The organism is Ruegeria sp. AB10 (genome assembly GCF_056542745.1).
The window spans coordinates 710169-728995 of sequence record NZ_JBQGAI010000001.1 but is presented as its reverse complement, the minus strand read 5'-3'; the positions used below and the strand labels follow the sequence as shown (position 1 = coordinate 728995).

Annotated in this window: 14 protein-coding genes; 10 read left to right on the top strand and 4 right to left on the bottom strand. The window is 61.6% G+C overall.

The genetic code is table 11. From position 1 onward, the window contains the following. Window positions 1–60: 60 nt before the first annotated feature. The 9 genes from ACR0NT_RS03645 (at window position 61) to ACR0NT_RS03605 (ending at window position 11260) form a co-directional block, all read left to right on the top strand. On the top strand, window positions 61–978 hold the full coding sequence (locus ACR0NT_RS03645) for a D-alanine--D-alanine ligase (RefSeq protein ID WP_480442616.1): 918 nt from the start codon (window positions 61–63) through the stop codon (window positions 976–978). Next, window positions 966–1967: a cell division protein FtsQ/DivIB gene (locus tag ACR0NT_RS03640; protein WP_170441204.1), complete on the top strand. Its 1002-nt coding sequence runs from the start codon at window positions 966–968 to the stop codon at window positions 1965–1967. The genes ACR0NT_RS03645 and ACR0NT_RS03640 overlap by 13 nt, the downstream gene beginning before the upstream one ends. Before the next feature lie 8 nt (window positions 1968–1975). Continuing rightward, the gene (ftsA, locus tag ACR0NT_RS03635; RefSeq protein ID WP_170326016.1) at window positions 1976–3310 is read left to right on the top strand and encodes a cell division protein FtsA; all 1335 of its coding nucleotides are present in this window, start codon (window positions 1976–1978) and stop codon (window positions 3308–3310) included. Beyond that, window positions 3297–3713 (top strand): hypothetical protein, encoded by a 417-nt coding sequence (locus ACR0NT_RS03630; RefSeq protein ID WP_480442614.1) that lies wholly within the window; start codon window positions 3297–3299, stop codon window positions 3711–3713. Before ftsA ends, ACR0NT_RS03630 begins: the two co-directional genes overlap by 14 nt. A 349-nt stretch (window positions 3714–4062) precedes the next feature. Further along, the gene (ftsZ, locus tag ACR0NT_RS03625) at window positions 4063–5685 is read left to right on the top strand and encodes a cell division protein FtsZ (protein WP_170670783.1); all 1623 of its coding nucleotides are present in this window, start codon (window positions 4063–4065) and stop codon (window positions 5683–5685) included. A 213-nt stretch (window positions 5686–5898) separates the two neighbouring features. Beyond that, window positions 5899–6819 (top strand): UDP-3-O-acyl-N-acetylglucosamine deacetylase, encoded by a 921-nt coding sequence (gene lpxC, locus ACR0NT_RS03620; RefSeq protein ID WP_170441210.1) that lies wholly within the window; start codon window positions 5899–5901, stop codon window positions 6817–6819. A 127-nt stretch (window positions 6820–6946) separates the two neighbouring features. Continuing rightward, a complete protein-coding gene (locus ACR0NT_RS03615; RefSeq protein ID WP_170441212.1) occupies window positions 6947–7789 on the top strand; it encodes an outer membrane protein assembly factor BamD in 843 nt (280 codons plus the stop codon). A gap of 35 nt (window positions 7790–7824) precedes the next feature. Continuing rightward, a complete protein-coding gene (gene recN / locus ACR0NT_RS03610) occupies window positions 7825–9474 on the top strand; it encodes a DNA repair protein RecN (RefSeq protein ID WP_170441214.1) in 1650 nt (549 codons plus the stop codon). A 100-nt stretch (window positions 9475–9574) separates the two neighbouring features. Then, window positions 9575–11260, top strand: a complete 1686-nt coding sequence (locus ACR0NT_RS03605; RefSeq protein WP_170670785.1) for a chloride channel protein — start codon at window positions 9575–9577, stop codon at window positions 11258–11260. On the opposite strand, the gene ACR0NT_RS03600 is transcribed toward ACR0NT_RS03605, so the two are convergent. Further along, on the bottom strand, window positions 11257–12621 hold the full coding sequence (locus tag ACR0NT_RS03600) for a DUF3179 domain-containing protein (protein WP_170441218.1): 1365 nt from the start codon (window positions 12619–12621) through the stop codon (window positions 11257–11259). The genes ACR0NT_RS03605 and ACR0NT_RS03600 overlap by 4 nt on opposite strands. Window positions 12622–12868: 247 nt before the next feature. Between ACR0NT_RS03600 and ACR0NT_RS03595 the strand changes: the two genes are divergently transcribed. Beyond that, on the top strand, window positions 12869–14494 hold the full coding sequence (locus ACR0NT_RS03595) for a PQQ-dependent sugar dehydrogenase (protein WP_170670787.1): 1626 nt from the start codon (window positions 12869–12871) through the stop codon (window positions 14492–14494). A 97-nt stretch (window positions 14495–14591) separates the two neighbouring features. On the opposite strand, the gene ACR0NT_RS03590 is transcribed toward ACR0NT_RS03595, so the two are convergent. From ACR0NT_RS03590 to cobT, 3 genes are all read right to left on the bottom strand, one after another. Beyond that, window positions 14592–14933, bottom strand: coding sequence for a DUF427 domain-containing protein (locus tag ACR0NT_RS03590; protein ID WP_170670789.1), 342 nt, complete (start codon window positions 14931–14933; stop codon window positions 14592–14594). A gap of 59 nt (window positions 14934–14992) precedes the next feature. Next, window positions 14993–16774, bottom strand: coding sequence for an aminopeptidase P family protein (locus ACR0NT_RS03585; RefSeq protein WP_170670791.1), 1782 nt, complete (start codon window positions 16772–16774; stop codon window positions 14993–14995). Between the two features lie 73 nt (window positions 16775–16847). Beyond that, on the bottom strand, window positions 16848–18725 hold the full coding sequence (gene cobT, locus ACR0NT_RS03580) for a cobaltochelatase subunit CobT (RefSeq protein WP_170670793.1): 1878 nt from the start codon (window positions 18723–18725) through the stop codon (window positions 16848–16850). Window positions 18726–18827: the final 102 nt, after the last annotated feature.

The window sequence follows — 18827 nt, the reverse complement described above, 5'->3', positions numbered from 1 at the left end:
GGCATAAACGCAGTACGGACCACTACATAAGGTCCGGGGACATTGAGGCGCACATTGGGTATGTCGAGCAGGACAAACCCCAAAGTGGCGGTATTGATGGGCGGCCCCTCGGCGGAGCGCGAGGTGTCTCTCAGCAGCGGGCGCGAATGCGCAGCCGCCCTACGGGGAGAAGGCTTTGAAGTGGTCGAGCTGGACGCAGGTCCCGACCTCTATGCGCGCCTTTTGGACATCAAACCGGATGTGGTTTTCAACGCCCTGCATGGCCGCTGGGGCGAAGACGGCTGCGTGCAGGGCCTGCTGGAATGGATGCGCATTCCGTACACGCATTCCGGCGTGCTGGCCTCGGCTTTGGCGATGGACAAGCAGCGCAGCAAAGAGATTTACCAGACCGAGGGTCTGCCCATCGTGCCCAGCGTGATCGTGCCCAAGGTCGAGGTGGTCGAGGTTCACGTGATGGAGCCGCCCTATGTGGCCAAGCCGAACAACGAAGGCTCCAGTGTCGGCATCTATATCGTGCATGAGGGCGCCAACGGCCCGCCGAAACTGTCCGAGGACATGCCCGACCAAATCATGGTCGAGAAATATGTCGCAGGCCGCGAACTGACCGTGACCGTGATGGCCGACCGCGCCCTGACCGTGACCGAGATCATGACCGATGGCGGATGGTACGATTACGACGCCAAGTACAAGCCCGGCGGCTCGTGGCATGTTCTGCCTGCTGATATCCCGCAGGACATCTTTGATCTGTGTATGGACTATGCGCTGCGCGCCCATGATGCGCTGGGGTGCAAGGGCGTTTCCCGCACAGATTTCCGCTGGGATGACAGCATGGGCGCCGAAGGGCTGTTCCTGCTGGAAACCAATACGCAGCCCGGCATGACGCCGACCTCGCTGGTGCCGGAACAGGCCGAGCATCGCGGTATGACGTTTGGCCAGCTCTGCGCGTGGATGGTGGAGGACGCCTCATGCAACCGCTGAGAGCCACCCGCGCGCCGGTGATCCACCGCTCGAAACCTCTGGCCGGGCCGGATGCCGATTTCGCGTCGGGTGACCGCCACGAGGCAGAGCCGAAACTGCGCTTGCGCGGTGCAAAGCTGTTCGGGCGCAAATCACAGCGGTTCGATCCGGCCCCGTCGCGGATGAGCTATCGCCTGCAGCGCTGGATGCTGACGCCGGGCGTTCGGCGCGGGCTGAAGGTCGGGCTGCCGATTGCGGCGGTCTGCGCTGCCGTCGGGCTGTACTTCAGCGCCGAAGACCGGCGCGAGGCCGTGGTGGCCTATGTCAACGACATCAAGACCTCGATCCAGCAGCGCCCTGAATTCATGGTCAACCTGATGGCCATTGATGGCGCAGGAACCAACCTGTCTGAAGATATCCGCGAGGTTGTGCCGCTGGATTTCCCGATGAGTTCCTGGGATCTGGATGTCGAGCAAATCCGGGACACGATCACCGGATTGGATCCGGTCAAGTCCGCCTCGGTCCGTGTTCGCCCCGGCGGCATCCTGCAGGTCGATGTGGTGGAACGGAAACCGGTCATCGTCTGGCGCACACGCAGCGGGATCGAATTGCTGGATGAAACCGGCGCGCATGTTGAGCGGATCGCGTCGCGCAAGGATCACTCTCACCTGCCGCTGATCGCGGGCAAGGGGGCCGATGCGCATGTGGGCGAAGCGCTGCAACTGGTGACAACCGCGCGCAGTCTGGGCACCCGGGTGCGTGGCCTGGTGCGGATCGGTGAGCGCCGCTGGGACCTGGTTCTGGATCGCGGTCAGCGCATCATGCTGCCGACCGAACGCCCCGTACGGGCGCTTGAACGCGTGCTGGCGGTGAACGAGGTGCAGGATTTGTTGGAGCGCGACGTGGCGGTGGTGGACATGCGTCTGGGCCAGCGTCCGACCATCAGAATGACCAAAGCCGCCAGCGAAGACTGGTGGAATGCAAAAGTGACAGTGGGTAACGGGCAGTAACGACCATGATGACCGATCTTTATCAGTCCCAACGGGCCATGCGACAGATGCGCAGACAGGCGATGCAACGCGGTGTTGTCGCCATTCTGGATGTCGGCAGTTCCAAGATTGCCTGCCTGGTGCTGCGGTTCGACGGCACCGGTCGGCTGAGCGAAGATAACAGCATCGGGTCCCTGGCAGGGCAAACCGGGTTCCGGGTGATCGGCGCAGCGACCACGCGGTCGCGCGGCGTACAGTTTGGCGAAGTCACCGCCATGCAAGAGACCGAACGCGCGATCCGAACAGCTCTGCAAGCGGCGCAGAAGATGGCTGATATCCGGGTGGACCACGTGATTGCCAGCTTCTCAGGCGCGAACCCGCGTTCGTACGGTCTGGATGCGCAGGTCGATCTGGAAGGCCAGGTGGTTTCCGAGGCCGAGGTCGGCCGGGTGCTGAATGCCTGCGACGTGCCGGACTATGGGGTCGGGCGCGAGGTGCTGCACGCCCAGCCGGTGAATTTTGCGCTGGACAACCGCTCGGGCCTGATCGATCCGCGCGGGCAGATGGGGCAGAGCCTTGCGGTCGATATGCACATGCTGACCGTCGATGCGGTCGCGATCCAGAACATCGTGCGCTGCATCAAACGGTGTGATCTGGAATTGGCGGGGATTGCAAACTCGGCTTACGTGTCCGGGATTTCTGCGCTGGTTGAGGATGAGCAGGAGCTGGGCGCGGCTTGTATCGATATGGGCGGCGGCACGACCAGCGTGTCGATCTTCATGAAGAAACACATGATCTACGCCGATTGCGTCCGTATGGGTGGGGATCACGTGACCGCTGATATCTCGATGGGGCTGGGCGTTCCGGCTGCGGTGGCCGAGCGGATCAAGACTTTCAACGGCGGTGTTCACGCCACGGGTGCCGATGACCGCGACCTGATCGACATTGGTGGCGATACCGGCGATTGGGAACATGACCGCCGTACCGTCAGCCGGGCCGAGCTGATCGGCATCATGCGCCCGCGTGTGGAAGAAATTCTCGAAGAGGTGCGCGTGCGCCTGGATGCCGCCGGGTTCGAGCATATGCCCAGCCAGCAGATCGTACTGACCGGTGGCGGCAGTCAGATCATGGGGCTGGACGGCCTCGCGACCCGTATTCTGGGCCAACGGGTCCGTCTGGGCCGTCCGCTACGCGTTCACGGCCTGCCGCAATCGGCGACCGGGCCGGGATTCTCGTCTGCCGTGGGGCTCAGCCTGTTTGCGGCGCATCCGCAGGACGAATGGTGGGATTTCGAAATTCCGGTCGATACCTATGCCGCACGGCCCTTCAAACGCGCGATGCGCTGGTTCCGTGACAATTGGTAAGCAGGCAGGGGTTGCGGCGCTGGTCGCTTTGGCCCCGTTTGCCGCGCACGCCCAGACCTGGATCACACCCGAAGCTTTTCTGACCGCAGTGCAAGGCAAGACGGTCACATTCCATGACTACCCCAGCGGCTTTCTGGTGGGCACCGAGGAATTCCTGAGCCCCACTTTGTCCGTTTGGCGGATGGAGGGGCGGGGCTGCGTTTATGGGCAAATTACTACGCCGAATGGCCAGATTTGCTTTTTGTACGATGACGATCCGGATGGCGTGCCGGTTTGCTGGTGGCCCTTTTTGCACGAAGACCGCCTGATGGTGCGCCTGGCCAGTTTCAGCCGCCGTGAAATTCAAGAGGTGCGCAGCATCACCGAGGACGGTCTGAATTGCCCAAGTACCCCAATTAGCTAAAGAAATGGGTTGCGGCCCGGTGTTTTATCCCGCAAGATATCCACAAGGCCCGTCAGAGGCCCTGCGGCAGGACCTGAGCAGTTTTCCGCATCTTGAAAACCGGTAGAAACCCCAAGTGACGTGCATGTCGGCTGCGGCGCATGTGTTGCTTGCTTTGTGGTGGATTGAGTTCATTCCGCAACATCTGGCGTTCAATGCGAAATACCGCTGATAGCTGCCTTATTTCCTCCATATTTTGTGGAATTTGACGATTTTTGGCGTGACCTTTGCGGTTTGGGTCGATAGAATTGTAAGCGGATAGGTAAGAAAAACACCGCTTTGGCGGGTCAATAAAACAGGCGGACAGAGCATGACATTGAATCTTTCGATGCCCGGGCACGACGAACTGAAGCCTCGGATTACAGTATTTGGCGTTGGCGGTGCAGGCGGCAACGCTGTCAACAACATGATTGAAAAACAGCTGGACGGCGTCGATTTCGTGGTCGCGAACACCGACGCGCAGGCGCTACAGCAAAGCCAGTCCTCGGCGCGGGTGCAACTGGGCGTGAAGGTCACCGAAGGTCTGGGTGCCGGTGCACGGCCCGCCGTGGGGGCTGCTGCCGCCGAAGAAAGCATCGAGCAGATTGTCGATCATCTGGCCGGCGCACATATGTGCTTTATCACCGCCGGCATGGGCGGCGGCACCGGTACCGGTGCGGCTCCGATCATCGCTCAGGCGGCCCGTGAGTTGGGCGTGCTGACCGTTGGTGTTGTCACCAAGCCCTTCCAGTTCGAAGGTGCCAAGCGGATGCGTCAGGCCGAAGACGGCGTTGAATCGCTGCAAAAGGTCGTTGACACGCTGATCATCATCCCGAACCAGAACCTGTTCCGTCTGGCCAATGAGAAAACCACGTTCACCGAGGCGTTCTCGATGGCAGATGACGTTCTGTATCAGGGCGTTAAAGGCGTGACCGACCTGATGGTTCGTCCGGGCCTGATCAACCTCGACTTTGCCGACGTTCGCGCCGTGATGGACGAGATGGGCAAGGCGATGATGGGTACCGGTGAGGCCACCGGTGAGGATCGCGCGGTCCAGGCCGCCGAGAAGGCAATTGCAAACCCGCTGCTGGACGAAATCAGCCTCAAGGGCGCCAAGGGCGTGCTGATCAACATCACCGGTTCGCACGATCTGACCCTGTTCGAACTGGACGAAGCCGCCAACCGCATCCGCGAGGAAGTGGACCCCGAGGCCAACATCATCGTTGGTTCGACCCTGGATACGGCAATGGAAGGTGGTATGCGCGTGTCGGTGGTGGCCACCGGCATCGACGCCAGCGAAAAAACCGAAGACGTACCGGTTGCGCGCCGGTCCATGTCGACGCCGCTGACCCGCACCGTTTCAGCAGAAGAGCCGCTGCAGGAAGAGACCCCCGCTGCAGCGGCTGAGGTGGCCGAGCCCGCGCCGCAGCCCGAAGTGAACCGCGAACCCTCGCTGTTCGAAACTGCCGAGGAACCGGTTCAGCCGCAATTCCAGCCGCGCGCAGAGCGGGACGATGACGGCCTGCCGCCCCCGGCCTATCAGCCGCGTGTAGCCGAATTCGAGCCGACCCCGGAACCGGTTGAACCCGCGCCCGAGAGCTTTGTTGCGCCGCAACCTCAGGCCGCAGCAGGCACACCGTCGCCCGAGGCGCTGCAGCGTCTGCAGGCTGCGGTTCAGAACATCCCGGCAGCTGAACGTGGCCATCCCGCGCCCCGTCCGCAGGCCCAGCAACCGGCCTCGGCGCCGCAGGCAGATGCGCAGGATCGTCCCCGGTTTGGCTTTAACCGCCTGATCGACCGGATGACCGGCCACGCCGCAGATACCCCGGCCCAGCCGATGCGTCAGCAGCCTCCGATGCGCCAAGCTGACGCTACGGCACCTGCGCATGACGAGGCCGACCCCGAGCAGGACCGGATCGAAATCCCCGCCTTCCTGCGCCGTCAGGCCAACTGAAGTCGGTAACAAAATAACTAAAAAGGGTCGCCATTTGGCGGCCCTTTTCTTTTTGAATACATGGGTTTGACCATATGTAAGCAGGCTTTTGCCGATCTGTTACATTCATGTTTCATTCAGTTGCAAAGAGTGAGTTGAGCCTTGACGCGACCTTCCTTAGTTGAGTGTCCAACACGGACCGAAAAGGCCGGAAACCACTCACCGAGGTTCACCTTGCAACATACGCTCAAATCTCCGATCACGTTTACAGGCGTCGGGCTGCACAGCGGCAAGCCTGCGACGATGGTCCTGAAACCGGCAGCCGCCGGTCACGGCATCTGGTTCAAACGGACGGATATCGAGCTGGGCAATGCGCTGATCCCCGCGATCTATGACGTGGTCGAGCGGACGCCGCTCTGCACCCGTCTGGTGAACGAGGCCAGCGTCTCGGTGTCGACTGTCGAGCATATCATGGCTGCGCTGGCCGGATGTGGCGTGCATAACGCGCTGATCGAGATTGATGGCCCCGAGGTTCCGATCATGGACGGCTCGTCGATCGATTTCGTGCGCGGCATCATGGCCAAGGGCGTGCGCCGTCAGGCCAGCCCGGTTCTGGCGTTTGAAGTTCTCAAACCTGTGACCGCGTCGCGCGAAGGCGCCAGCGCGTCGATTGCACCGGCGGACGGGCTGATTATCGACTTTCACATCGATTTCGAAGACGGCGCGATTGGCAGCCAGGCCAAGCGACTGGACATGCGCAACGGTTCGTTCGCGCGTGAGCTCAGCGATTGCCGCACCTTCTGCCGTCGTACCGATGTTGAAGCGATGCGTGAAAATGGCCTTGCCTTGGGCGGAACGCTGGAAAACGCCGTTGTCGTACAGGGTGACGAAGTGTTGACCCCGGGCGGGTTCCGCCACGCGGATGAGGCGGTGCGTCACAAGATGCTGGACGCTCTGGGTGACCTCTATCTGGCGGGCGGTCCGATTCTGGGCCATTTCACCGGTGATAAATCCGGCCATGCCATGACCAACACACTGTTGCGCAAACTGTTCGAAACACCCGGCGCGGTGCGCCCGGTGCTGTGCACCCCGGAACAGGCCGCGCGCTTGCCGGGGCAGGGCCTTGTCTGGGATGAAATCCCCGAAGTTGCCTGATTAATTCACCTCGGTCGACAATTCCGCCAGCGGGCGTACTAAGGCGTTTTGCCCCGGAATTATATGTGCTAAACCGAAGCCCAATCCGGGGCTTACCCCGATAAGCAATACGACAAGGATAGGCGGAATGGTTGGCACCAAAGCGGCAGTCAGAATCGCGGGCGCGATACTTCTGACAGCAGTTTTGACGGCTTGCGGCGACACCGGCGCAGACCGCAATCAGAACCTGGAAGGCTTTACGCCGGAACAGATTTTCACGCGTGGCGAATATGAGCTGTCGCAGAATCGCTCGGATGATGCGGCATGGTATTTTTCGGAAGTGGAGCGCCTGTATCCTTATTCCGATTGGGCAAAACGCGCGCTGATTATGCAGGCGTTTTCGTTCCACACGGATAAGAATTACGAAGAGAGCCGTGCTGCCGCGCAGCGCTATATCGACTTCTACCCGACGGACGAAGACGCAGCTTACGCACAGTATCTTCTGGCGCTCAGCTACTATGACCAGATCGATGAAGTGGGCCGCGATCAGGGCCTGACCTTTCAGGCGCTGCAATCGCTGCGGACGGTGATCGAGGTTTATCCTGACAGTGAATACGCCACCTCGGCGGTTCTGAAATTCGATCTGGCCTTTGACCATCTGGCGGGCAAAGAGATGGAGATCGGGCGTTATTACCTGCGTCAGGATCACTATACGGCGGCCATCAACCGGTTCCGCGTCGTGGTCGAGGATTTCCAGACCACCACCCACACTGCCGAGGCACTATATCGTCTGATCGAAGCGTATCTGTCGCTGGGTCTGGTGGACGAGGCACAGTCGGCCGGTGCAATTCTGGGTTACAACTATCAGTCGTCCGAGTGGTACGATGCGGGCTACAAGCTGCTGACCTCGCGCGGGTTGGAACTGAAGAGCCGTGGCAACAACTGGCTCAGCCAGATCTACCGCCAGACGATCAAAGGTGAGTGGTTGTAATCGCCATGGCTACAGGCGTGGGACGCTGAGACCCGATGCTGCGCGCCCTTGATATCCGCGATATGCTGATCATTGACCGGCTGGAACTGACGTTTCAGCCGGGCCTGAATGCGTTGACGGGGGAAACCGGTGCGGGCAAATCGATCCTGCTGGATTCGTTGGGTTTCGTGCTGGGGTGGCGCGGGCGGGCCGAACTGGTCCGTCAGGGGGCGGCCCAGGGCGAGGTGGTCGCCGAGTTCGAACTCGGTCCCGATCACGCCGCCCATGCGGTTCTGGCCGAAGCTGGCCTGCCCGGCGGCGAGGAACTGATCCTGCGCCGTGTCAACACGGCCGAGGGGCGCAAGACCGCTTGGGTCAACGACCGGCGGTGTTCCGGCGAGGTGCTGCGGGCGCTGTCCGAAACTTTGATCGAACTGCACGGCCAGCATGATGATCGTGGGTTGCTGAACCCGCGCGGCCACCGGGCGATGCTGGATGATTTTGCCGGAGTAGGGGATCATCTTGCCGCTGTACGTGCTGCGTGGACCGAGATGTCCCGCCTACGCAAGTCTCTGGCCGAGACCGAGGCGACGCTCGCTGCCATGCGCGCCGAAGAGGAATTCCTGCGTCACGCTGTTGCGGAACTGGACAAGCTGGACCCGCAGCCGGGCGAGGATGCCGAATTGGACGCCCGCCGCCGGATGATGCAGGGGGCTGAGCGCATCCGTGATGACGTGGCCCGTGCTTTTGATCTGCTGGGCGGGGACGGAGCCGAAGGGTCGATGTCCGACGCCGTGCGTTGGTTGGAAGGTGTGTCGGACAATGCGGGCGGGCGGCTTGAGGAGCCCATCGCCGCGCTTGGCCGTGCCCTGATCGAGTTAGGTGAGGCGCAGGACGGCGTGAATTCTTGCCTTCAGGCGCTGGATTTCAACCCGGCAGAGCTTGAGGCCGCTGAAGAGCGCCTGTTCGCCATCCGCGCGCTGGCGCGGAAGCATGATGTGGCCCCGGACGATCTGGGGGCGTTTGCCGATACTCTGCGTGACCGGTTGAACCGGCTGGACGCGGGCGATGCGGATCTGGCGGATCAACGGGCCGCGGTTGAGGCCACTCAGGCCGCTTATGACAGCGCCGCCGCCACGCTCCGCGCCACGCGGCAGCAGGCTGCCGGGCAGTTGGACGCTGCGGTGATGGCGGAACTCGCACCGTTGAAAATGGAACGCGCGGTGTTTCAGACCGAAATCACTGCCGCTGATCCCGGCCCTGAAGGCACCGACGCGGTGGCCTTTACCGTCGCCACCAACCCCGGCGCACCGTCCGGGCCGCTTAACAAGATCGCCTCGGGCGGTGAACTCAGCCGGTTCCTGCTGGCGCTCAAGGTCTGTCTGACCGGCGACGACAGCGCCCGGACGATGATCTTTGACGAAATTGACCGCGGCGTTGGCGGCGCCACCGCTGATGCGGTGGGGCGCCGTCTGGCGTCTTTGGCGCAAGGCGGGCAGGTGCTGGTGGTGACGCACTCGCCACAGGTTGCGGCCCGCGCGGCGCATCACTGGCGGGTGCAGAAACAGGTCGCCAATGGGCAGACATTGTCCACCGTGATCCCGCTGGCCGATCCCGACCGTGTGGACGAAATCGCCCGCATGGTGGCAGGCGATACCATCACGGATGAGGCCCGCGCCGCCGCCCGCGCCCTGCTGGACGCCTGAGACAATTCTGCCGCTTTCCGGTTCCCAAACCGTCGCGATCCCACTTTTATCAAAACGCTCCGTGGCTTAGTAAGGGATAAGACTTGATCCCCGAGGGCCAATGACCCAATCGACCCGCACCGTTCTGCGCAACCAGCTCAATCAGGCCTTGGCCGCGATGAAGGATGCGTGGCGGGTGATGCGGCGGCGCGGCCCCAGCCAGATCCAGTTCTGGTTCATTGCGCTGGCCATCGGGGTCGCAGCAGGGTTCATGGCGCTGGGATTCCGCAAGGCGATCCGGGCGCTGCAGGCCTATGTCTATGATACCGAAGACATCCTGCTGCTGCACAGCCATGCCGAGAAACTGCCCTGGTTTCTGATCCTGATCATCCCGATCATAGGCGGCCTGATTGTGGGGGTAATCCTGCACAAATTCACGGATGACGGGCGCGTGCGCTCGGTCGCGGACGTGATCGAGGGCGCCGCACTGACAAATGGCCGGGTCGAGGGCAAGGCGGGGATTGCCTCGTTCTTTGCCTCGCTGATCACGCTCAGCACCGGCGGGTCGTCTGGCCGAGAGGGGCCGGTGGTGCATATGGCCGGGGTGATCTCGACCTGGGTCAGCGACCGTATCCACGCCGACGGCATCACTGGGCGGGATTTGCTGGGCTGTGCGGTGGCAGCTGCGGTTTCGGCCAGCTTCAACTCTCCCATCGCAGGCGCATTGTTCGCGCTTGAGGTCGTGCTGCGCCATTTTGCCGTGCATGCCTTTGCGCCCATTGTCATCGCCTCGGTCGCGGGCACGGTGATCAACCGGCTGGAATACGGCGACGTGACCGAGTTCATTCTGGAGACGCCCGGATCACTGCAGTTCTATGTGGAACTGCCCGCGTTCCTGATCCTGGGCCTGATCTGTGGGCTGGTGTCACTGTTGTTGATGCGCTCGATCTTCTTTGCCGAGGATATCGGCAGCCATATCCAAAGCCGCCTGTCCCTGCCGCGCTGGCTGCGTCCGGCAGTGTCCGGCGCGATGCTGGGCCTGCTGGCGATCTGGTTCCCCCACATCATCGGCGTCGGGTACGAAACCACCATCCGGGCTTTGACCGGCGACCTGACCCTGACGGTCGCGATCCTGTTTGCGGTGATCAAGACTGTGGCGCTGGCAATCACCATGGGTGGACGTATGGGGGGCGGTGTGTTTTCGCCTTCGCTGATGATCGGGGCGCTGACCGGGTTGGCCTTTGGCCTGATCGCCACCGGGCTGCTGCCGGATGTGTCAGGGACACATACGCTGTATGCGTTTGCCGGGATGGGTGCCGTGGCCGCCGCCGTGCTGGGCGCGCCTATATCAACCACAATGATCGTCTTTGAACTGACCGGAGACTGGCAAATCGGTCTCGCCGTGATGGTCTCGGTCTCGATGTCCACGGCGCTGGCCTCGCGCCTTGTTGACCGGTCATTCTTCCTGACCCAGCTGGAACGCCGCGATGTGCATCTGGCCGCCGGGCCGCAAGCCTATCTGCTGGCGATGCTGCGCGCCGGGGCGGTGATGCGGCCCATTGGAGATGCGACGTCAATTACCAGGGAAAAGGCGCTGGAGCTGATCGACCAGGGTCTTTGCGTACAGGCCAATGCCACGCTGGAGGCGGCAATGCCCTATTTCGACCGCGACGACGTTCCCTGCATTCCGGTTGTGACCGTGGAAGAGGATGGCAGTGAAAACCCGGTGGGGGCGCTCTATCATATTGATGCGCTGAAGGCCTATAACCGCGCGTTGGCGGCCACGGCGGCCGAAGAGCATTCCTAGCCGCGATACACGCTTGCCGCATCGCCCAGGTAATTGTCCCAGGCGAACCAGTACGACACATGCCCTGCGACACGCGGCAGCCGGGTGTCGTCCGGTCCGATCAGGGCCTCTTCGGTCAGGGTCCACTTCTGGCCATTCTGATCCACAAGCCCGCCATCCGAGGCTTTGAACTGGTGCGATTTCCGCTCATAGGCGCGGACGGTGCGCTTGTCGGAATTGCCGATCAGAACCAGAGGCCGGTTGCCAATTGCGTCATTGATCACGCGGGTTCTACTGAACGCCTGCAGCGGCCAGGCCCGCGCTGCGCCAAACTGGCGGATGGCAAAGACGTAGTCCTTCTGCCGATGCGCGGATTGATCAACCAGCGCGGGGAACATCAGCTCGGGTGAGGCGAAATACTCGCGATACACCACCCCCGAGCCATAGTTGCGCCGATGCCCGGTGTTCAGCGACAGGACTTGCGTACCGGGGTGCGAGGCTTTCCAGCTTTGCCATGTGGTGATCACCACCGGGCGCTGTTTCAGTTCTATCCCGCTGCCCACCAGCGGCCCCACGACAGGTTTGCCGGTATACTGGTTCCACAGCGAATGCGTCTCGCGGTCAAACATCAGCTTGTTTGACCGATACAGGAACCCTGATGAGCCGAAGATCAACGGTTTGCGCCGCCCTGCGACCTGCGTTTCGAACAGAATGCCCGAGCCGCACAGCGTGCAATAGGCCAGCGCCACCGGCACGCCGCCGATCACTTCGTTGAACATCTCGTGCCAGCCCATGATGCGCAGCGGATAGGCGCGCTCATCCCCGTTGATCGAGACGCCAAAGACCAGATCGTCCTCTTTCAGGTAATCGGCCTGCGCGGCCGGTATCAGCGTCGGGTTGTCCAGTGACGGGATGCCGTCCTTACGCACGCCACCCCAGGCGATCTCTTCCAGCCGGATTTTCATCTTGTCCCGCTGCAGGTATTCCGGGCGCAAGAAGTCGTCGAAATTCGGGTCGATGCCTAGCAGCACCTCGCGTTTGAACGGGATAAGAGAGGGGTGGGGGACCAGTTGCGGATTTTGTTCCTGCCACAACATCCAGTCGAACCAGTCGATGCCGATGCTTTCGCCAGTCAGGGTTTGCATGACCTTGGCGATCTCGTCACTGCGTCGCCGGCCAAAGCGCATCCCGGTCATCAGGGCGGGAACAACGTCGGGGTTGCCACGTTGCACCAGAAAGGCCATGCCTTGTTCGAATTCCGCGTTGCTGCCGAAAAGCGTGGTCCTGACGGCCCCTAGCACCGGGTCCTGCTGGGCCCAAAGCGCGCTGGGCAACGCGGCAGCTCCTAACAATCCTGCGAAATGGCGGCGTGTGATCGACATGGCATCCTCCGGCGGTGGCTGCGCGTATTCTGCACGGTCCGCTGCTCACATGCACTCAACAGCCGCGTGAGCTGGCATGACCATTTCCGGCATCTGCAGTTGCCAAAAGGACCCGTGAACCACATTCGCCGATCTCGGCAGTTGGAAACGGTCAGCCGGGTTGATACTGCCTGAAAATCCAGTTTCTATGTGCAAGAGCAGCACCTTTTCGCGCATCAGCCAACGAAAAAAAACATGAGGTCAGGGAATGAAATTTGTGAAACGGCTTATGACCAGCCCGGTCCTCATGGTGGCCTTGGCTGCAGCGGTTGTCCTGCTGGTTCTTGAGGTTGAGAAGCTGCGCAAACGCCCCGTGGGCGTGACCCATACCGCGCCAGTCTGGTCCGACGATCAGACCACCCAGGTCGAGACCATTTTCACCGCGCTGAATATGCGCGCGCTGGACGTTCCGGTGGAACGCGCCGGAGGTGGAGGCGCCCTGGCCAGCCTGGGCAACGACTTGCTTTTGATGACGCATGAAGGCAGTTTTTTCGAAGTAGGCGGGGATGAGGCCCGCAAACTGGACATTGCCCCTCCGCCCAACGGGTGGAAGGCCATGCTGGATTTCGAGGCCGCGAATCCGAACTACAACTTCGCCCATTTTTTCTTTCGCTATAACGATGTGGACGTTGTGGACGATGAGTTGCTCGTTTCGTTCACCGAATGGGTCGAGGGTGAAAACTGCTATCGCACCTCGATCGCACGGGCGGATCTGGATGGCGCTGCCGCAGCGGATGCGTCGATCGGCGCGGATGACTGGAGCCTTGTGTTTTCAACTGAGCCTTGCCTAGCGCCCAACCCGAACGGTCGCGCCATTCAGGGACACATGGCCGGGGGACGTTTTCGTGTAGATGCAGACGGTACGCTTTATCTTGCGGCCGGTGACTATGCGCAGGATGGGATTTATGCGCCGGTGCCACTGTCTCAGGACCCCGAGCAGATGTATGGCAAGGTGATCGCGATTGACCTTGAAACCGGCGAGAACCGCATTGTCAGCCAGGGGCATTCGAACATGCAGGGCATCGCATTTGACGCCGAGGGTAAGCTGTGGGCGGTTGAACATGGCCGGCGCGGCGGGGATGAGTTGAACCTTATCCGCGAAGGCAATGATTACGGCTGGCCGAAGGTGTCGCTGGGCACACGGTATAACCGGCTGCCGCTGCCCGACACTCTGGACTACGGGCGCCACCCTGAGTTCGAATTGCCAGCTTATTCCTGGTTGCCATCGGTCGCCATCAGCTCGCTGGCCCCAATTGACGATTTCCATCCCGCCTGGGATGGCGATCTGATCGCCGGTTCACTGGCAGGCAACAGCCTATTCCGCATCCGCACGAAAGGCGACAGCATCCTGTTTAACGAACACATCCCGCTGGGTTTTCGTATTCGATATGTGCATCAACATGGTGACGCGATGGTTCTGTGGACGGATCAGAAAAAGGTACTGCGCCTGACTGTTGGCGAGTTTGATCCCAGCTATCAGTTCGCCGTTTCGAAAATCGGGAACCTCGACCTGTCCAAACACACGGCCGAGGCGGTCGAAACTGCGCTGGAAGGCTGCGCTGAATGCCATGGTTTCGGTGTGCTGCCCAGTGCCGGAGCCCCGTCTTTGGGTGAAGTCTATGGGCGCAAGGTCGCGGGTCTGGCGGATTTCGACTACTCGCAATCTCTTTCTGCCGTCGGCGGAGAGTGGGACCGCAGCCAGCTTGTTGCCTTCCTCGGCAATCCGCAATCCGTGGCGGGGGAAACGTCCATGCCGGACCCAGCCTTGGATGACTCCGAGGTGATCGACGCGATCGTGGACATCCTGATCTCGCTGCGTCGGCAGGCCGAGTGAAAAGCGGGTTCCATATCCGGAAACAAAAAAAGCACAGGCGTCCGGGCCTGTGCTTTTTTGCTTTTGGAAGCAGGCTGTGTGGCCAGAACCGGATGACCTAAATTTGCTCAACCTTCACCGACTCGACCGGATAAAAGGCGACATAGCCCTTGATTTCGGCCATGGCAGGCAGCGGGTTCTCATAGCTCCACGCCGCGTTCTCGGTCACCGAGGATTTGTTGACGATCGAGAAATGCGTCGCATCGCCTTTATGCGGGCAATGCGCGATCTTGTCGGTCATATCCAGAAACGCCATCGCGATGTCCGAGCGGGGAAAATAGATCACCGGGGTCAGGTCCCCCTCCGACAATTCCAGGGCACCAGTGCTTTCACCCAGTACAGCGCCGCCCGAACGAACGCTCCATTTGCCCGGTGCCTTGCGGATCGTGATCTCAACCATTTTGCATTCCTCGTCTCTTCTGGGCCACTCCTCTGCCCGGTATATGTAACAGTCCGGTGTCAAACCGGCGCGGTTGCGGCATCCAACCACAGTTGAGCGTCATCGCCCAGCCTTGGCCGGATCTTTTCCGCAACGTCGCGGTGATAGGCGTTCAGCCAGTCGCGCTCTGCCGTTGTCAGCATGTCGACCACAATCAGCCGCCTGTCGATGGGCACATAGGTCAACGTACGCCAGTTCAGCATGGCGCGTTCGTCGTCTCCACCGGGGAGGGCCGGGGCCTCTTGCACGACGACAAGGTTTTCGATGCGGATGCCGAAGGCGCCTTCACGGTAATATCCCGGCTCATTCGACAGGATCATGCCCGGTTGCAGCGGAACATGGCTGACCTTCGACAGGCGCTGAGGGCCCTCGTGAACGCTCAGATACGCGCCAACGCCATGGCCGACACCGTGGTTGAAATCTTGCCCCGCAGCCCAAAGCGGTGCACGCGCGATGCCTTCGATGTCGCGCCCGGCCAGCCCAACGGGCCAGCGCAGCATGGACAGATTAATCATGCCCTTCAACACGCGGGTGAAACAGGATTTCTCCTCGTCGCCCGCATCACCGATGGCGATGGTGCGGGTGATGTCCGTGGTGCCGTCCAGATATTGCCCGCCGCTGTCGAGAACCAGTATCTGCCCGTCTTCAAGGCGGCTGTCGGTCTCTTCGGTCACGCGGTAATGCATGATCGCGCCATTGGGTCCGGTGCCCGCGATGGTATCGAATGAGATATCCTGTAGCGCATTATCCTTGCGGCGGTTTTCCTCAAGCCGCGTGACGACCTGAGTTTCGGTCAGCGTGCCCGGGGGCTGGGCATCCAGCCAGCACAGAGTTTCGATCACCGCCACCGCGTCCCGCAAGTGCGCCTCGGCGCTGCCAGCGATTTCGGCGGTGTTCTTGCAGGCCTTGGGCAGAGCGCAAGGATCGCCGTTATCCACCATCCGCTCCTGCAACACATCCGCAACCGCCTGAGGCAAAGTACCCAAGTCGACCTGAACCTGCCCGTCCAGCGCTTTGATAGCGCTCAGAAACCTGTCCGGCGCATGAATCCGCACCTGTTCGCCCAAAGCCACCGTCAACTTCTTGTCGGCCATGAACAGATCCACCATCCCGTCGGCGTTCAAAATGGCAAAGCCGTGCGCCACCGGGTTATACCCGATATCCGAGCCGCGAATGTTCAGCAGCCACATGATCGAATCCGGCAATGTGATTACAGCCGCGGTGCAGTCGGCGTCGCGCAGCGCTTCGGCCAGGCGGGTGATCTTGCTGTTCGCCGATTCACCGGCAAACTCAATCGGGTGCGCCTTGACTGGGTTCATCGGCGGGGCGGGTTGATTGTCCCACACCCGGTCCACCAGATTGTCACACCGCAGCAGTTCGATCCCGGTGCCTGCCAGTTCTTTCTGGGCGCTCTCGATCTGACCAGCGGCATGAAGCCAGGGATCAAAGCCCACCTTGCCGCCGTCTGGCAACTGCTCTTTCAGCCACGCGCTGAGACTGACTTCGGGCCACGGCACGGGCGTATATTCCGCGGCAACCTGCGCCTTCACCTGCGTCCGATAGCGACCATCCACGAATACACCCGCGATGTCGGTCAAAACGGCGCAAAACCCCGCCGATCCGGTGAAGCCGGTCAGCCAGGCCAGCCGCTCGTCCCGAGGGGCCACATATTCGCCCTGATGCGCATCCGCGCGTGGGATCAGGAACCCGTCCAGCCCCTCTCGCGCAATCTCTTGGCGCAGCGCAGCCAACCGTGGCGGCCCCTGTTCCGGACGCGCGGTCACCTCAAAGGACTGAAACATGTCATAAATCTCCCAAACAGGGCTTGCCCCTTCATCTTTTTGGAAAATACTCCCGCCGGAGGCAAGGCCAGCCTCAGCTGGCCTTCTTCATTCCCATCACCCGCGCCCGTGCCCGCGGGTCGCTGTCAAACAGTGCCGCCAGCTGCTCGGTCATCGCGCCTGCCAACTGTTCCACATCCGTGATCGTCACCGCACGGTCATAATAGCGAGTCACATCGTGGCCGATCCCAATAGCCAGCAGTTCAACCATCTTACGCTTTTCGACCATGGCAATCACATCGCGCAGGTGTTTCTCAAGATAATTCGCGGGGTTGACGCTGAGCGTTGAATCGTCAACTGGAGCGCCGTCCGAGATCACCATCAGGATTTTGCGTTGTTCGCGCCGGGCCAGCATTCTGCGATGCGCCCATTCCAGGGCCTCACCGTCAATATTTTCCTTCAGCAGGCCCTCTTTCATCATCAAGCCCAGATTGGGCCGCGCCCGCCGCCACGGAGCATCCGCGCCCTTATAGATAATGTGCCGCAGATCGTTCAGACGTCCGGGCTGCTGCGGGCGGCCATCGTTCAGCCACGCCTCACGCGCCTGACCGCCTTTCCACGCGCGGGTGGTAAAGCCCAGAATCTCGACTTTCACATTGCAGCGTTCCAGCGTCCGCGCCAGAACGTCGGCACAGATTGCCGCGATCGAGATCGGACGACCCCGCATCGACCCCGAGTTGTCCAGCAGAAGCGTCACCACGGTATCGCGGAACTCGGTGTCCTTCTCGACCTTGAAGCTCAGCGGAGTGGTCGGGTTCGCCACCACACGTGCCAGACGGCCGGCATCCAGAATACCTTCCTCGCGGTCGAACTCCCAACTGCGGTTCTGTTGCGCCTGCAGGCGGCGCTGCAGCTTGTTGGCCAAGCGGCTGACCGCACCCTTCAGTGGCTCCAGCTGCTGATCCAGATAAGCGCGCAACCGTTCCAACTCGGCCGGTTCGGCCAGATCCTCGGCGGCGATTTCTTCGTCATAGGCGTTCAGGTACACCTTGTATTCCGGATCGGCCTCGGACGCGGGGGCCGGGGCAGGCGGCTCCAGCGGTGCTTCGCCTTCGGGCATCTCGGCCTCTTCGCCCATCTCTTCATCGGCCATCTCGTCCATCGAGACCTGAGCCTGAGACTGGTCCTGCTGTTCTTCCTGCGTCTGTTCCGGGTTGGCGTCAGCGTCCTGTTCGTCCTGATCGTCCTGACCGGTGCTGTCGGGATCGGGCTGTTCTTCGGCGTCGTCCTCGGCCTGATCTTCCTGCTCGTCGTCCAGCTCATCGGGGTCGTCGCCCAACTGGTCGCCATAGCCCAGATCCTTGATCATCTGCCGCGCGAACTTGGCAAATTCGGCCTGGTCCGCGAGGATGTCATCCAGGTTTTCCAGCGTCCCGCCGGCCTGTTCCTCGATAAACCCGCGCCACAGATTCATGATGTTCTCGGCGGCAGGCGGCAGGTCACGTCCGGTGGCCAGATGGCGGATCAGATAGCCCGCCGCAACCGCCAGCGGTGCATCCGCAGGCTGTTTGCACTGATCATAGCCCCGGCGCAGCGCCTCATGCCCGATCTTGACGTCAATATTGCTGGCCGTGCCGGGCATGTCCCGCGCGCCCATCGCCTCGCACCGGGCAACCTCCATCGCTTCATAGAGGTCCCGCGCCATATCGCCCGGGGGCGCATAGCGCGCATGGGTCGCGTCATCATGATACCGGCGCTGCAACGCCAGCGCATCCGCCGTCCCGCGCGCCAGCAGAACCTCTTCGCGGGTCATCCGGCGGCTGACCTGTGGCAGGCGCATTGACTCACCCGTCAGTCCCGACGGATCGACCGTATAAGAGACGTTCAGTTCCGGGTCGTCGGCCATCACCTTGGTGGCCTCGGCCAGGGCCTTCTTGAACGGATCGGCGGGGTTGTCGTTGGGTTTGCTCATCGGCGGCAGGTCCGGACTTGTTCTGTTCGGGCAACCTAGAGCCATTCCGGGGCCTTGGCCATAGGTCCACCCCCGTTTTCCCATGAAACCAGCGCGGTGCTT

What these genes read in the sequence shown, in the direction of transcription:
- ACR0NT_RS03645 (WP_480442616.1), top strand. Translation starts at nt 61, where the DNA reads ATGTCGAGCAGGACAAACCCCAAAGTGGCGGTATTGATGGGCGGCCCC.
- ACR0NT_RS03640 (WP_170441204.1), top strand. Translation starts at nt 966, where the DNA reads ATGCAACCGCTGAGAGCCACCCGCGCGCCGGTGATCCACCGCTCGAAA.
- ftsA (WP_170326016.1), top strand. Translation starts at nt 1,976, where the DNA reads ATGACCGATCTTTATCAGTCCCAACGGGCCATGCGACAGATGCGCAGA.
- ftsZ (WP_170670783.1), top strand. Translation starts at nt 4,063, where the DNA reads ATGACATTGAATCTTTCGATGCCCGGGCACGACGAACTGAAGCCTCGG.
- ACR0NT_RS03615 (WP_170441212.1), top strand. Translation starts at nt 6,947, where the DNA reads ATGGTTGGCACCAAAGCGGCAGTCAGAATCGCGGGCGCGATACTTCTG.
- recN (WP_170441214.1), top strand. Translation starts at nt 7,825, where the DNA reads ATGCTGCGCGCCCTTGATATCCGCGATATGCTGATCATTGACCGGCTG.
- ACR0NT_RS03605 (WP_170670785.1), top strand. Translation starts at nt 9,575, where the DNA reads ATGACCCAATCGACCCGCACCGTTCTGCGCAACCAGCTCAATCAGGCC.
- ACR0NT_RS03600 (WP_170441218.1), bottom strand. Translation starts at nt 12,621, where the DNA reads ATGTCGATCACACGCCGCCATTTCGCAGGATTGTTAGGAGCTGCCGCG.
- ACR0NT_RS03595 (WP_170670787.1), top strand. Translation starts at nt 12,869, where the DNA reads ATGAAATTTGTGAAACGGCTTATGACCAGCCCGGTCCTCATGGTGGCC.
- ACR0NT_RS03590 (WP_170670789.1), bottom strand. Translation starts at nt 14,933, where the DNA reads ATGGTTGAGATCACGATCCGCAAGGCACCGGGCAAATGGAGCGTTCGT.
- ACR0NT_RS03585 (WP_170670791.1), bottom strand. Translation starts at nt 16,774, where the DNA reads ATGTTTCAGTCCTTTGAGGTGACCGCGCGTCCGGAACAGGGGCCGCCA.
- cobT (WP_170670793.1), bottom strand. Translation starts at nt 18,725, where the DNA reads ATGAGCAAACCCAACGACAACCCCGCCGATCCGTTCAAGAAGGCCCTG.